14 protein-coding genes are annotated in these 15,304 nt (G+C 44.1%); 9 read left to right on the plus strand and 5 right to left on the minus strand.

What is annotated here, in order from left to right:
* Window positions 1-6: 6 nt before the first annotated feature.
* From ICU98_RS03290 to smpB, 3 genes are all read right to left on the minus strand, one after another.
* Window positions 7-987: an alpha-E domain-containing protein gene (locus tag ICU98_RS03290; RefSeq protein WP_215335432.1), complete on the minus strand. Its 981-nt coding sequence runs from the start codon at window positions 985-987 to the stop codon at window positions 7-9.
* 13 nt (window positions 988-1,000) lie between these two features.
* Window positions 1,001-2,413, minus strand: a complete 1,413-nt coding sequence (locus ICU98_RS03295) for a circularly permuted type 2 ATP-grasp protein (protein ID WP_215352748.1) — start codon at window positions 2,411-2,413, stop codon at window positions 1,001-1,003.
* 111 nt (window positions 2,414-2,524) lie between these two features.
* A complete protein-coding gene (gene smpB / locus ICU98_RS03300) occupies window positions 2,525-2,977 on the minus strand; it encodes an SsrA-binding protein SmpB (RefSeq protein WP_215306293.1) in 453 nt (150 codons plus the stop codon).
* Window positions 2,978-3,001: 24 nt separating this feature from the next.
* Between smpB and ICU98_RS03305 the strand changes: the two genes are divergently transcribed.
* The 5 genes from ICU98_RS03305 to ICU98_RS03325 all read left to right on the plus strand — a co-directional run bounded on the left by ICU98_RS03305 (window position 3,002) and on the right by ICU98_RS03325 (window position 8,312).
* Window positions 3,002-3,433: a type II toxin-antitoxin system RatA family toxin gene (locus ICU98_RS03305; protein WP_215352750.1), complete on the plus strand. Its 432-nt coding sequence runs from the start codon at window positions 3,002-3,004 to the stop codon at window positions 3,431-3,433.
* On the plus strand, window positions 3,426-3,764 hold the full coding sequence (locus tag ICU98_RS03310; protein WP_215352752.1) for an RnfH family protein: 339 nt from the start codon (window positions 3,426-3,428) through the stop codon (window positions 3,762-3,764). The genes ICU98_RS03305 and ICU98_RS03310 overlap by 8 nt, the downstream gene beginning before the upstream one ends.
* A 26-nt stretch (window positions 3,765-3,790) precedes the next feature.
* Complete coding sequence (gene guaB, locus ICU98_RS03315) at window positions 3,791-5,257, plus strand: IMP dehydrogenase (RefSeq protein WP_215335436.1); 1,467 nt, start codon at window positions 3,791-3,793, stop codon at window positions 5,255-5,257.
* 23 nt (window positions 5,258-5,280) lie between these two features.
* Entirely contained in the window at window positions 5,281-6,888 is a 1,608-nt protein-coding gene (gene guaA, locus ICU98_RS03320; RefSeq protein WP_215352753.1) for a glutamine-hydrolyzing GMP synthase, read from the plus strand.
* Between the two features lie 161 nt (window positions 6,889-7,049).
* Entirely contained in the window at window positions 7,050-8,312 is a 1,263-nt protein-coding gene (locus ICU98_RS03325) for a tyrosine-type recombinase/integrase (RefSeq protein WP_215352754.1), read from the plus strand.
* A 34-nt stretch (window positions 8,313-8,346) separates the two neighbouring features.
* On the opposite strand, the gene ICU98_RS03330 is transcribed toward ICU98_RS03325, so the two are convergent.
* Entirely contained in the window at window positions 8,347-9,363 is a 1,017-nt protein-coding gene (locus ICU98_RS03330; RefSeq protein ID WP_215352755.1) for a hypothetical protein, read from the minus strand.
* A 110-nt stretch (window positions 9,364-9,473) separates the two neighbouring features.
* Here ICU98_RS03330 and ICU98_RS03335 point away from each other — a divergent pair, with 110 nt between their 5' ends.
* Window positions 9,474-10,544: a hypothetical protein gene (locus ICU98_RS03335; RefSeq protein WP_215352756.1), complete on the plus strand. Its 1,071-nt coding sequence runs from the start codon at window positions 9,474-9,476 to the stop codon at window positions 10,542-10,544.
* A 67-nt stretch (window positions 10,545-10,611) separates the two neighbouring features.
* Here ICU98_RS03335 and ICU98_RS03340 read toward each other — a convergent pair whose 3' ends face one another.
* Complete coding sequence (locus ICU98_RS03340; protein ID WP_215352757.1) at window positions 10,612-11,181, minus strand: site-specific integrase; 570 nt, start codon at window positions 11,179-11,181, stop codon at window positions 10,612-10,614.
* Between the two features lie 432 nt (window positions 11,182-11,613).
* On the opposite strand from ICU98_RS03340, the gene ICU98_RS03345 reads away from it, so the two are divergent.
* The 3 genes from ICU98_RS03345 (at window position 11,614) to ICU98_RS03355 (ending at window position 15,221) form a co-directional block, all read left to right on the plus strand.
* Window positions 11,614-11,796: a hypothetical protein gene (locus ICU98_RS03345; RefSeq protein ID WP_215352758.1), complete on the plus strand. Its 183-nt coding sequence runs from the start codon at window positions 11,614-11,616 to the stop codon at window positions 11,794-11,796.
* Between the two features lie 146 nt (window positions 11,797-11,942).
* The gene (locus ICU98_RS03350) at window positions 11,943-12,356 is read left to right on the plus strand and encodes a hypothetical protein (protein WP_215352759.1); all 414 of its coding nucleotides are present in this window, start codon (window positions 11,943-11,945) and stop codon (window positions 12,354-12,356) included.
* Between the two features lie 120 nt (window positions 12,357-12,476).
* On the plus strand, window positions 12,477-15,221 hold the full coding sequence (locus ICU98_RS03355; RefSeq protein WP_371818438.1) for an SNF2-related protein: 2,745 nt from the start codon (window positions 12,477-12,479) through the stop codon (window positions 15,219-15,221).
* Window positions 15,222-15,304: the final 83 nt, after the last annotated feature.

Below are 15,304 nucleotides of genomic sequence, written 5' to 3' on the forward strand. Positions count from 1 at the left end.
TTTTGTTTAATTCGAGGCCAGTGGAATCAAGTATGCAGTACTGAACTCATCGGCGATATGGTTAATTTTTTCGAGAAAGGATTCAATAAACTCCTCCAGGCCTTGTGAAAATACTTCATCAATATCAGAGTAGTCCATGCTTGCTTTGAGCTTGCCAAGCAGCCGTTCAATTTCTTTGGATTGCTGATTTTTAACTTCAGAAATTAAGGGAATTAATTCATTGACGCAACTGACCAGTGAGCGTGGCATTTGCTTATTAAAGATCAATAATTGAGCCACTTGTTTTGGTACGACTTGGTCAGAGTAAATTTGACGATAGATTTCAAAAGCTGAGACAGAGCGTAATAGAGCTGCCCAGTGGTAGAAATCAAAAAAGCTTCCACTATCTTCGTTGTCGTCACCCGCATTTTGAGCCTTTAACTCCTTTAGGCTGACCTGATCCTCATATTTTGTTTCTAAAATCCGGGCGGTATTATCGGCGCGCTCTAGGAGGGTGCCGATATTAATAAAGTAAAAGGCCTCATTTTTCAGCATCGTACCGTACATGACTCCGCGGAAAAGGTGGCAGCGATGCTTAACCCATTCGAGCAGACGGCTGGGATCCGCTTGGTCTCTAGCCTCTAGGATGCGTTGCAGTTCTAGCCAGGTTGTATTTTGAGTTTCCCAAACCTCAGAGGTAATTTTTCCTCTAATCACTCGAGCATTCTCACGCGCTGCATACAGACAAGAAACGATGCTGGAGGGATTGCTGGTTTCATAAATCATGAAGTCCAGAACATTCTCGCGATTAACGACATCGTATTTACTCAAGAAGTCTGTTTCTAATTTAGAAATCGTGAGTAACTTTTTCCAGCTCTGCTCTAAGAATTCTGCTGGTTGAGGAAGTAAAGAGGTTTGATGATTGACATCGAGCATGCGGGCAGTATTCTCTGCGCGCTCGGTGTAACGAGCCATCCAATATAGGCAGTCAGCTGTGCGGCTTAACATGGTTCGATCTTCCTCATTCTTCCAGGACCCAAGTATCTTTGGTGCCGCCACCTTGAGAGGAGTTCACCACTAGCGAACCTTCTTTTAAAGCAACTCGCGTCAGTCCACCTGGAACCATCTTGATGGTTTTTCCAGATAGAACAAATGGTCTTAAATCAATATGGCGAGGTGCTACGCCTGACTCGACAAAGGTTGGGCAAGTTGAGAGAGCAAGCGTTGGCTGGGCAATATATTTATCCGGATTGGCCACAAGATGTGCTCTAAATTCTTCAATCTCTGCTTTAGTAGAAGCAGGTCCAACCAACATTCCATAACCACCGGCACCATGCGTTAACTTCACCACCAATTGATCCAGGTTGGCTAAGGTGTAGGCCAGATCATCCGGTTTACGACACTGAAAAGTCGGCACATTATTGAGAATGGGCTTTTCACCAAGATAGAACTCAATCATGTCGGGCACATACGGGTAGATAGATTTGTCATCTGCGATACCCGTGCCAATCGCATTGGCTAAAGTGACATTACCAGCTCGATAGGCGGATAAGAGTCCTGCAACTCCGAGCGTGGAATCGGAGCGGAACGATAGTGGGTCTAGGAAATCATCATCAACTCGGCGATAGATCACATCGACTCGTTCTGGGCCCTGGGTGGTGCGCATAAAGACCTGCTCGTTCTTCACAAACAGATCCTTCCCTTCCACTAACTCAACACCCATTTGTTGCGCTAAGTAGCTATGCTCAAAATAGGCTGAGTTATACATGCCGGGAGTCAACACAACTACGTTAGGTTTCTTGACATCGTCAGGCTTAACTGATTTGAGGCACTCCAATAAGAGGTCAGGGTAATGCTCAACTGGGGCGACACGATATTTTTGGAACAGATCAGGGAAAAGACGCATCATCATCTTGCGATCTTCGACCATGTATGAGACCCCCGACGGAACGCGCAAGTTGTCTTCTAAGACGTAGAACTCACCTTCACCTGCGCGCACAATATCGATCCCGGCAATTTGCGCATAGATATCTCTGGGGATATCCACATTCCGCATTTCAGGGCGGTACTGCGCATTGTTGAAGATTTGTTCAGCAGGAATAATTCCAGCTTTGATAATCTCTTCTTCGTGATAGACGTCATAGATAAATCGATTGAGTGCCTTGACGCGTTGACGTAAACCTTTTTCTAATTGCTCCCATTCCTTAGCTGCAAAGATTCGAGGCACTTGATCAAACGGAATGGTTCTTTCAGAACCCAAGTCGTCGCCATAGACAGCAAAGGTAATGCCAACCCGACGGAAAATAAGGTCAGCCTCAGCTCGCTTGAGACCCATGAGGGTATCGCTTTGCTGTCTTAGCCAGTTATGGAATATCTGGTAGTGGGGCCGCGCTTTACCTGCGGCATCGAGCATCTCATCAAAAGGCAATTTCATAGTCACAAACTAACGCCTTCGAGATGACAACAATGTAAAGAGTGGTGCGGCTTGGTGCCTTAATGCACCAATATGGTGAAAATTGCTCTAATTTCCTAGTCTAAGTGATTTCTAGCCATTTAGGTCACCCCGAGCAATACGACCCTTTTGGACTTCCCATTCACGCTCTTTGGTGGCTGCGCGCTTGTCATGCTGTTTCTTGCCCCTTGCCAATCCAATCTCGCATTTCACATTCCCTTTGGAGAAGTGTAGGTTGATTGGGACTAAGGTATACCCCTTTTGCTCGACTTTCCCTATGAGTTTGCGGATTTCAATGGCATTGAGGAGTAGCTTTCGGGTCCGCGTGTTATCGGGAACGATATGAGTTGATGCTGAAAGGAGGGGGGCAATATGCGCACCAATCAGAAAAAGCTCCGCCTGGCGAATGACCACATACGCTTCTTTAATTTGGGCACGACCTGCACGAATAGCCTTGACTTCCCAGCCTTCCAGAACCAGACCTGCCTCGAACCGTTCCTCGATAAAATAATCGAAGAAGGCTTTTTTGTTATCGACGATACTCATATTTTTACCTTCTCACGATCGATTATGGCAGACGTCCACAAGACCGTTTTAATTGGCCAATCTGCTGAGCGCATGTATGGCTTAGTCACTGATGTTGCAAGCTACCCCGAGTTTTTGCCTTGGTGTGGCGGAGTGGAGATTTTTGAGCAAACCGACACTGTCTTGGATGCCAAAATCAATATTCAATTTAAAGGGATTTCCCAGTATTTCCACACCCGTAATACCAATCATCGCCCAGACTCCATTGATATGGTGTTTGTAGATGGCCCCTTCAAGCGTTTTTCTGGTCAATGGAAATTCATTTCTTTGCGGGAGGATGCCTGCAAGGTGGAATTCACTCTGGAATGGGAATTTAAGAATGTCCTCCTAGACAAAGTCATTGGACCTGTTTTTGGTTACATTGCTGGAACTTTTGTCGACTGTTTTGTGAAGCGTGCCGAGGATCTCGATGCTTGAGATTTGGATTTGTGATGCCCGAGGAGAGGCACCCAAGACCACCCTATTTCAATTGGTATTAGCAGCAAATGAGGTCGCTACTGTGGGCTTGGCCTTGCAAAAGGCTGGAATTGCGAATGGACCTGATGACCCTGTTTTAAGCAGAAAGGGCTCCTTTGGGGTCTTTGGCAAGCGCAAGGATTGGGATAGCCCAATTTATGCGGGTGATCGCTTAGAGCTCTATTCCCCCTTGTTAATTGACCCCAAAACCGTCCGTCGAAAAAAGGCCAATCAGAACCAAGATGCCAAATTTCAGGCTGCAGCAGCTAGAAGAAAGGCAAGAAGGCTATAATCTGTTTTTGCGACTAGGGGTTTTGCATGCGACTCATTCAAAAAGCACTCACTTTTGACGATGTGCTCCTCGTGCCGGCTTATTCATCGGTACTCCCACGTGACGCCAGCTTGGCGACTCAACTTACACGAGACATCTCACTCAACACGCCTTTAGTATCCGCAGCAATGGATACGGTTACGGAAGGTCGATTGGCGATTGCCATGGCCAGCGAAGGCGGTATTGGCATTGTTCACAAAAATCTCAGCCCTGTTGATCAGGCGCGTGAAGTGGCTAAAGTCAAACGCTATGAATCTGGTGTCTTACGTGATCCGATTACGATTGCGCCAACAGTGACCGTGCGCCAAGTGATGCAGTTATCTCGTGAGCATGGCTTTTCTGGTTTCCCAGTGCTTGAAGGCAAAACCGTGGTTGGCATTATCACCAACCGTGACCTTCGCTTCGAAGAGGATTTAGATGCTCCCGTTAAATCAAAGATGACTCCTCGCGAGCGCTTAATTACGGTTAAAGAAGGCGCTAGCTTAGAAGAAGCTAAACGCTTGATGAGTAAACATCGCTTGGAGCGCGTACTGGTAGTCAATGATGCGTTTGAATTACGTGGCCTGATCACCGTTAAAGACATTCTCAAGGCTACCGAGCATCCCAATGCCTGTAAAGACAGCGAAGGCAAATTACGCGTTGGCGCCGCAGTGGGTGTTGGACCCGATAACGATGAGCGAGTTGAGCTTTTAGTGCGTGCAGGCGTTGATGTCATCGTGGTCGATACTGCTCATGGCCATAGTCAAGGTGTGCTCGATCGTGTGAAGTGGGTGAAGCAGCATTACCCTCAAGTCCAAGTGATTGGCGGCAATATAGCAACTGGTGAGGCTGCTAAAGCTTTGGCCGATCATGGTGCTGACGGCGTTAAGGTTGGTATTGGGCCTGGATCAATTTGCACAACGCGTATCGTTGCCGGTGTTGGTGTTCCCCAAATTACGGCCATTGTGAATGTATCGAATGCCTTAAAAGGCACCGGCATTCCCCTGATTGCCGATGGAGGTATTCGTTACTCTGGCGATGTTTCTAAAGCATTAGCCGCAGGCGCGAATTCCGTCATGATGGGTGGCATGTTCGCGGGAACAGAAGAGGCGCCTGGCGAAGTATTCCTCTATCAAGGACGCTCTTATAAGAGCTATCGTGGCATGGGCTCATTGGGCGCCATGACGGATGGTTCTGCAGATCGGTATTTCCAAGGTGATATCAGTGCAGCCAATGCTGACAAACTGGTTCCTGAGGGAATTGAAGGTCAAGTTCCATACAAGGGTAGCGTCCTCACGATCTTGCATCAACTGACTGGTGGTATTCGATCTTCCATGGGCTATCTGGGTTGCAAAACCATTGCAGAGCTGCATGAGAAAGCCAATTTTGTGGAAATCACCAGTGCAGGGGTACGCGAGTCGCATGTCCATGATGTGAAGATCACGAAGGAAGCACCGAATTACCACATTGACTAAGACTTCATAAGGCTGTTTTCTCCGTGCACGACAAGATACTGATTCTCGACTTTGGTTCACAAGTTACCCAACTCATTGCTAGGCGTGTACGTGACGGAAAAGTCTATTCTGAAATCCACCCTTACGATTGCGATCCTGAATTTATTCGTCGCTTCGTTCAAGAAGAGGGCTGCAAAGGCATCATCCTCTCGGGCGGTCCAAGCTCTGTAACAGAATCAGGCAGCCCAAGAGCGCCAAAGATTGTTTTTGAATTAGGAATTCCTGTCCTGGGTATTTGCTATGGGATGCAAACCATGGCCACGCAACTGGGCGGCGCAGTAGCATCCGCAGAGTCTTTAGGCAAAGCCCGTGAATTTGGTTACTCGGAAGTCAGGGCCCATGGCCATACAGCTTTGCTGAAAGGTATTCAAGACTTCTCGACGAGTGAAGGCCATGGCATTCTGAAAGTCTGGATGAGTCATGGTGATTCCGTCACCAGCTTGCCAGAGTCTTTCAAGCTCATGGCTTCTACAGATTCCTGCCCGATTGCCGGTATGGCGGATGAAGAGCGTCAGTTCTATGCCTTTCAGTTTCATCCCGAGGTTACTCATACGCTGCAAGGCACCGCAATCATTAACCGCTTTGTGCATGAGATTTGTGGCTGCAAACCAGATTGGGTTATGGGTGATTACATCAGCGAAGCTGTTGAAAAAATCCAGAAGCAGGTTGGGAATGAAGAGGTCATTCTTGGTTTATCCGGCGGCGTAGACTCCAGCGTTGCTGCTGCTTTAATCCATAGAGCGATTGGCGACCAGTTGACTTGTGTATTTGTTGATCACGGTTTGCTGCGGCTCAATGAAGGCGATATGGTGATGGAGATGTTTGCCAGAAATCTGGGCGTTAAAGTCATTCGGGTCGATGCAGCTCCAAAGTTCATGTCTGAGCTTGCTGGAATAGCTGACCCAGAGGCGAAACGCAAAATTATTGGTAAAGAATTTGTGGAAATCTTCCAGAGTGAATCAGCTAAAGTTAAGAATGCGAAATGGTTGGCTCAGGGAACAATTTACCCGGACGTGATTGAGTCTGCAGGTAAGGGCAAGAAGGGCGCGCATACGATTAAGAGTCACCATAATGTGGGCGGTTTACCAGAAGATATGCATCTCAAATTATTAGAGCCCTTGCGCGAATTATTTAAAGATGAAGTCAGAGAGCTTGGCGTTGCGCTTGGCTTACCCAGGGAGATGGTCTATCGGCATCCCTTCCCAGGTCCTGGCCTTGGGGTTCGTATCTTGGGCGAAGTGAAACAAGAGTTTGCCAAATTACTACAACGTGCTGATGCGATCTTTATTGAAGAGTTGCGCAACACCGTGGATGAAGTTAGTGGCAAAAATTGGTATGACTTAACCAGTCAGGCTTTTGCCGTATTTCTCCCCGTCAAGTCTGTTGGTGTAATGGGCGATGGCAGAACCTATGAATATGTTGTTGCATTAAGAGCGGTGCAAACCCAAGACTTTATGACAGCGCATTGGGCTCACCTACCGCATGAGCTCTTGGGCAAAGTTTCGAATCGCATCATTAATGAAGTGCGTGGCATTAATCGAGTCGTCTATGACATCAGCGGCAAGCCGCCAGCTACCATAGAGTGGGAGTAGGAACTCAGGCTGTAACCCGCATAAATGCTGGGTTTCAATGTTACACAAAAGTTTCACAGCTTAAATAAGTGCTTGATTTTATTGGCTACTGAATTTAAAGTTACACACATTCCTACACAGCAATGCAGCTATTCAAAACAGTAGCCACTTGAGCCTAAAAAATGACGCTGAAAAAAAAGATATTTAATGATGGCGAAATATTAATTTACGATGAAGCCATCATTTACAAAAGAGGGGACATTTGGCAATTTAGACTGTGGCTTAAAAAAGAAAATAGATATGCGAGATTGAGTTTAAAAACTCAAAAGGTATCGGTTGCTGTTGATTTGGCAAAAAAACACTTCACAAAAATAAAAGCTCATGTTGATTCGGGTAAAACTTATTACTCACGAACCACAAAAGACGGCGTTGAAATGTACTTGGAATATAGAAAAGGACATATTGACGGGAAGACAACTAAGGGTATCGTTAAAGGTCGATTTAGTACGATCAGAACACACTTAGAGCATTGGCTTGATTACATCGATAAAGACGTAAAGCTAAAAGAGCTAGACCGCATGAGTGGCGAAGGTTACGCTGAAGCAAGAGAAAGACCCGACAGCAAAAACCCTATTAGCCTGTCCACAATCTTAAATGAGCAAAGCACCATTAATGCAATGATGAAATGGCTGCACAAAAAAGGTGAAACTTACATTGATGGCTTTGATTTTGAGACCATCTCGAAAAAGAATAAAACGGAAGAGGATGTAAAGCGTTCATCATTTACTGATGAGGAAGTTGGAGAAATAAGGGATGCAATACCAAAGTACATATTTGAAGCTAAAAAAGATATGACGAATTTAGCTAACCGATCAAAAGTGTTAGCCGGTTATTACTTGTTGATTGCATCAATATCGGGTCTACGTACTGGCGAGCAAAAGCAGCTAAAGTGGAAGGACATACATTTTGAAGAAGTCCAAAAAAATAAAGTAGATATCAGTGTAGTAAAGATAAGTGTTCGCAAGGAAACTTCAAAAGTGCGCAAAGCTCGAAAATTTTATGTGCGCGACAAGGAGTATTTTGATGATCTCTATAAACTGACAATACCAAATCACAAAAAGAAACCATACGCGAACAACTTTGTGTTTAGCTACGATGGGGAAGCGGTCGTTAGCCAACGTGCCATTCTTTATCACTTTAAAGAAATTTTAAAGTTAGCTAAAGTGAATCGCAAGAACCGTGAATTAGTTCCTTATAGCTTTAGACATTACTTCATCACACATCGAATAAAAAGCGGCTTGAGCTATAAAGATATTGCTGATATGTGCGGTACAAGCATTACTCAGATTGAGAAAACCTACTATCACATAGATCGTGAAATCATGCTGACCCAAGCATTAGCTGATTATATTGTTACCGATGATGGAATCATAGTTCCTCAGTAACTCTATCAATTGTCAAATTAATTTACAAATAAATCTAGATCGAAAGATTTGGATGGGCTCTAAGTATTTTTGCTTTTATGTCGTCCCAGTCATAGTAGGGAGTTATCACTTTAGATTGAACTGGAAAGTTGTCAATTGATGCGTGTTCGGCAATGTATTGAGCAGCTCTAATTGCTCTGTTGACATGTGCTGCCAACTCAGATTTCATAAGAGCTACGTTGGGCTTATCTTTAGTTTGGTCTAGTTTTTTGTCGCGGTAAGAACTGCTGAATTCAACCATTTCACCTAGTTGCCATAAGGTTCGTTTGGGGTAAAACGCCTTGCAGATGAGTAATTTTAATTTTTTTACTAATGCATCTGGCCTTTCTCTTTTAACAGCGAGTAATTTCCGCCTTCTGTATTCAGCCCCTTGTACTTTTAATATCATGTCGTAGTGCATTTGAATTAGAAAAGTAGTGTGCTCAATAGCTATTCTTTTAGGCAAACTAGTTGGAACAGCTATCAACACAGTTTTAGGCCAAGCTTGATTGTTGGCAATCATCTTTATGTATTGGAGGGCTTCAGACATTACTTTAGGATCGCTTAGATTTGATATACCAGGATGATTAGATGTCCCTAAAAATTTCACGTCCTCTCTATTTGTCCAATTGTCAAAAATATACCTCCCTTTATCTGCATACCAATCAAAGTAACGGCGATGTATGTCGCCATACTCAGCATGCGTGTTTAGCATTTTTGCAAACACTGCTTCAATGTGCTTTTCATCTTCCTTGCTTAGCTTTTTGGATTTCGGATTAACAAGGCTTCGCTGCTTAATGGTTTCAAGGTTGCGAATGTACAGGCTCTTAAAGCCATCAAACAACTCCTGTTCGGATTGTGATACTTGATCATTTAAGTAGCTAAAAGAGGGGCTTATACGCATGAACTCAATGCGCAGCTGATCCATATCCGCTGCTTCAAGGTCTTTAAGGCTGTAGAACTTTGGAGCCTCAAGTATCAGATCATCTGTTTGATCAAGGTAATTTGCTGCGGAATCAATTTTTTTGTTCATTTTTTATAGTCAAATAAAAACATTGTTTTTTTGGTAAAAGACTATATCACAAATAAATGGCACATTTCACTTCACAGCAATTTCGCTGTTATTTGAAAAAAGGAATTGAAATGAAACACATTGAACTCTATTTAGATGCCATGCCTGCTGATGTTGATGTGGACTTAGTAAATTTATCTATACCCCCTGTAACAACATTTCGTGATTTTTTTGCAGTGCCTGATGTGGTAATTGTTAAACAACCAAGCATGGGGGAGAAAAAGAAAGCACTTGTAGATGAGTTCATTCAGTCTGCAGATAAATTAGCAGCGAGATTTGAAATTATTGATGATCAGCTCTTATCACGTGGAAATAAGGAGTTATATGAGTGGCTGGCAAATATTTATGATTTAGGCTTGGATATTGAACAATCAAAATTGCGTGAAGATATTGTTGACTCACTACGTGAAGCTATTAAAGAAGCTTCAGCAACTGTTGGCAATAAAGGCAAGATGCCATCGAAAAAAACTTCTGTAATGAAACTTGTGCTTAAGCACACTCTCAAAAAAATCGACCGTCAAACAATACATAATTACGGTCGCGTTTTAGACACAGCTTTTAAAGATGATATTCCAGCTGTAAAGTTAGTTAATTACATTGAATCTAAAGGGGGAATTGCAAAAATAAAAAGTAATAACGCAGAATCTGAAAAACATGAGAAATTACGAGAAGAGATGCAAGAGCGGGCAAAATTAATTCGACGTATTTTTTTAGTTGATTGCAAAAAATCAAATAATTGCATTAAGTACGACGATGGGCCTCGTAAATTATCAGTATTCCCTCTCGCTAATAAATCGCCGAGAAGTGTTAAGTCAGAAGATCTTGGCGATTTTCAAGTTTTTATTTCGCAATATGACTCAAAAACTGAGGAATATCGCATTGCCAATTGTTTTCAATTTGGATCAGCTGCTGAAAACTATATTTTCAAATATATAGCAGAGCGTATTAATACGGAAAATAATGAATTACTTGAGTACGCTCAGCTTAAAGAAATTGAAGTTTTTGGCAAATCGCGTGAGCAGGCTATTGAGCAGAATAAAATCGAGGAGCTAAAGCGACAAAAGGCATTTGATGATATTCAAATTGCTCGTTTAGAAGAGCTTGAGAAGCCTGAATTTTATGATACGCAAGAACTTGCGTAACCAATAGGTTCAGTCAAAAAGTCCGCCATTTATTTGGCGGGCTTTTTTAACGTCAAATGATTTGACGTTAGACCAATTCAACAGCGTTACGTAAGACACCTGGGCGCAGGTCAATGTAACGTTGTGTAGTGCTCATGTTTTGATGTCCTGCTAACGCCATCATTACCCGAACGCTAACGCCTTTTTCAGCTAGGTTAGTTAAGAAGCCACGGCGACCACTGTGGCTTGAACATCCGTCAAAGCCAGCGTTTTTGTAAATCCCATTAATAACTTGGGTAAGCGAATTGGCTGAGAAGCCTGCGCTGCGTTGGCTTGGAAATAAGGGCTGCTTTGGGTCACGTACACGCACAGTAAGTAAATAAGCGCCCAGTTCAGCTTGCATGCGCTCATTTAGCAGCACAGTTCGACTTTTATCGCCTTTAGTTTGCGCTGCACTTAATTGCACTTCTTTGCGCACAGTTCCATCGCTAGCCAGTACATCGCACACCCGTGTTGCAGCAACTTCGCCAATTCGCATGCCGGCTAGGTGAGTAAGCAGCAGGATTGCACGGTTGCGTTTTTGGTTTTTGGTTTTGGTAACGAAATCGAGTAAACGTTGCAGTTCGCGCTCATTCAAAGTTTTAGCTTGCTTGGTCATCTTGAAACTCCTTGTCATATGGAAACAGTGCTAATAGTGTGTTTTCATATGATGGAAATTCCTACCCCTAAATTTCCCATTTAATTTCAACTAGTTAGCTGCACTGATAATGTTTTGTGTAAAACATGCGCAGTTGTATTTAGCTCGAGCCTGTGGCGGATCTGCCACATGAATCTATCAACTTGCTAGCTTGCCGTGCAAGCGTTTTTAGGCTACTTGGGCTGGCTTGTGTAGCTGAGCATTGCTGTTTGCAGCTTGTAGGGCTTGTACGCAAGTCTGCAGCTAGCCCAAAATGGGTTCTGTGGCCCTAGTTTTTCAGCTACGCAGTTTTTTTAGCCCAAGTACTTACAGATTTCAGCTGGTGATTTTGCGTCTATACCCACCTGCTGTAGTGTGATAAAGTGGATACACATTGGAGACACGGGAGGCAGCATGAAAGACGCAGGAATGCGAATACGGGTTGAGCAGGACTTGCGAGAAGAGTTCATTGCCGCTTGCCAAACCCAACATACACCAGCAGCACAAGTGCTTCGCCAGTTTATGCGTGGCTTTGTTGAGCAGACTAAGACCAAGGCAACCAAAACTGAAACCAAAACCAAAAAGGCTGCGGCGTAACTATGACTCTTAGTGTTTGCCAAACATGTTTACTACTTCCAGTTGACTTAACACGCAGTGAATGTGCGGCTTGGGTTCAGGCATTTGGTTCAATAGCGGCTATTTTTGCGGCTATTTGGATTGGAAATAGGCAAACTAGGTCTGTAATGCAACAAGCTAAAGATGCTAAGTTTGCAACTGCAGAGGCATTGTGCGAGCTGTCTAAAGCAGCGTTCAACCTCCAAAAACACTTTGAAAAGAATTTGAGTTGTAGGGATGCTGTACACGAAGCTGGAGAAACAGGGTTGGTGTTCGATATGGCAATGCTTGAAGGGCTTGAAAAATCCCTAGCTGCAATTCAGTTTGATCAACTGCCTGCATCACTTGTGCGGCTAGCCCTCATATTGTCATCAAGTGTCACTCAATTACGGATGAAGGTGCAAGTTGCCATTAGGCTACATAGAGAAATGGATGCCGCTGCATTTGATGATTTTTTTGAAACTCTAAAAAAGATAACTGCATCACTTGATTTAACTATTGCAGACATTGAGACTGAAATGAGAAAGATTAAGGGTCCATAACAAACTATGCGCCCGTACTCATCCTATCAGTCGAAGCTATTTGCCACGCAACTTACGTTGAGGCAACCAGCTAACAGCATTGACAAGCTCAGTCATGCAATAGCCTCAGCACGAGTTGACTTGAATCCACATCAAGTTGATGCGGCGTTGTTTGCTGTTCGCAGTCCGCTAAGCAAGGGTGTAATTCTTGCTGATGAAGTTGGCTTGGGAAAAACAATTGAAGCAGGTATTGTCATTTCGCAAAAGTGGGCTGAACGTAAACGCAAGCTGTTAATCATTGCGCCCGCAACATTGCGTAAGCAGTGGCAACAGGAGTTGATGGACAAGTTCAACATTCCAAGCACTATTTTGGAATATGGCACGTACAAGCAATTAAGAAAAGAAGGCACCTTGCTAAGTGGCAACAGCCTACTAATCTGCTCGTACAACTTTGCCGCATCAAAAGCTGATGTGCTTGAAGGTGTTGCTTGGGATTTGGTTGTTGTTGATGAAGCGCACAGGCTGCGTAACGTTTACAAGGTTGGCAACAAAATGGCATCTGCAATTGCAGGTGTTGTAGCTGATGTGCCCAAGTTGCTTCTTACGGCTACGCCATTGCAAAACAGTTTGCTTGAGCTGTATGGATTGGTGAGCATCATCGACCCGCATGTGTTTGGCGACATTACTAGCTTTAAAGAGCAGTACATACGTGGCGTGAATGAAAACTTACGCAACTCAAGGCTGAAAGAGCGCATCAAGCCGTTCTGTCAGCGCACACTCCGCAAGCAAGTGCTTGAGTACATCAAGTTCACACAGCGTGTGGCAATGACAGAAGAATTTGTCCCAAGCGATGACGAACACAAGTTGTATGAGCAAGTGTCAGCGTACTTACAGCGTGAAAAATTAAATGCACTTCCACGTAGCCAGCGCACACTGATGACACTTGTGCTGCGTAAGCTGCTTGCTTCTAGTAGCTACGCTATTGCAGCAACACTACAAAAGCTGGTTGAGCGCCTTGAACAAACTCAAGCTCGTCAAAGTGTTTTAGAGCTACTTGACGGCGAGATTGAAGGGCTTGACGAGTTAGCAGATGAAATTGGTGCTGATGCAGTTGAAGAAGCAAGCGGCAAGTTAACGGCAGAAGAGTTGCAAGACTTGCGCCTTGAGCTAGCTGAGCTAAGAGACTATGCAAAACTTGCAAGCGGCATACGTGACAACGCTAAAGGAGCGGCCTTACAAAAGGTACTAGCTACGGCATTTGAGAAGCTGCAAGGCATTGGTGCAGCAAAGAAGGCAGTAATCTTTACGGAATCAACACGTACACAGCGTTACTTAGCTGAATTGCTTTCGCAGTCTGGTTACGAAGGCAAGATTTGCATGATGAACGGGACAAACACAGACCCGCAATCAAAAGCAATTTACGCTGAATGGGCAAAAAAACATGCAGGAAGTGACAAGCTATCAGGTTCAAAAACAGCTGACATGAAGGCTGCAATTGTTGAACACTTTAGAGACACAGCCACAATTTTGATTGCAACTGAAAGTGCGGCAGAGGGTGTTAACTTGCAGTTCTGCTCACTTGTTGTTAATTTTGATTTGCCGTGGAATCCGCAGCGAGTTGAGCAGCGCATTGGACGTTGTCATCGCTACGGTCAAAAATTTGACGTAGTTGTCGTTAACTTTTTGAATAAGCGCAACGCAGCCGACCAGCGTGTATATCAGTTGCTTGCTGAAAAGTTTAAGTTGTTTGACGGTGTGTTTGGCGCTAGTGATGAAGTACTTGGTGTTATTGAAAACGGTGTGGATATTGAAAAACGAATCGCCAGCGTTTATCAAACATGCCGTACAGAAACCGAAATCCAGTCGGCATTTGACGAAATACAGCAAGAGCTGGATGAGCAAATCAAAGCGGCACTTGAAACAACACGTTTAAAGTTACTTGAGAACTTTGACGAAGAAGTAAATGCACGTTTAAAAGTTAGCCACGACCAAACAAAGGCAATGCTTGATAAACGTAGCAGTCTTATGCTAATGCTTGCTAAAGCAGAGTTAGCTGATGTTGCAGAGTTTGAAGGTAATGGCACTGTGTTTAACTTGCACAGTAGCCCAAATAACAGTGGTGCAGCAGTAGGCATGTACAACTTTGATTGGCGGGCTGCTGACAGCAAGGACCAGCACTTCTTTGCGGAAACAAGCCCTCTTGCAAGTTGGGTTGTGAACAATGCGCTTGGGCGAGACTTTGATAGCAGCGTTACGCTTGAGCTTGACTACAACGCATACCCATTCAAAGTAAGCGCACTTGAGCCTTACATAGGTAATAGTGGTTGGGTGGCTGCTGAGAAGATTACCGTTAGTAGCGTTGAAGATGAAGATTTCTTGGCTATCACTGCGGTTACAGACGCGGGTGAAGTTCTGGATGCTGAGTTATCGGAACGGTTAATGGCGATACATTGCAGAACTGTTTCTGATTGCAACAGTCAAATGCCTAAAGTGCAGCTTGAAAAGACAATCGCTAAGCAACGTGATGCAGTAGCGAGGCAACTGGACGAGCGTAATGCCGTTTACTTTGATGAAGAGACTGGCAAGTTGGATAGCTGGGCAGATGATTTGAAGTTTGGTCTTGAAACTGAAATCAAGCAGCTAGACAAAGACATAAAAGAGGCAAAGAAAGCAGCGTCTGTGTCAATGTCTCTTGCTTCAAAACTAGAACATCAAAAACGATTACGTGAGCTTGAACAGAGTAGGAATGCTAAGCGCAGGAGCTTGTACGAAGCGCAAGACAGTATTGATGAACAACGTGATACGTTGATTAAAAAAGTTGAAAAACAATTGCAATGCACAGTGAGCAACACAAAACTTTTCGCTGTGCGATGGAGCTTGAACTAAATGACAAAAAAACAAAAACTAGAGTTAACTTGGATTGGTAAGGATGATGTTGCCAAATTGGAGCCGCGCATACTTATTGAAGA

It is taken from the genome of Polynucleobacter sp. MWH-P3-07-1 (assembly GCF_018687555.1).
Classification (GTDB): Bacteria; Pseudomonadota; Gammaproteobacteria; order Burkholderiales; family Burkholderiaceae; genus Polynucleobacter.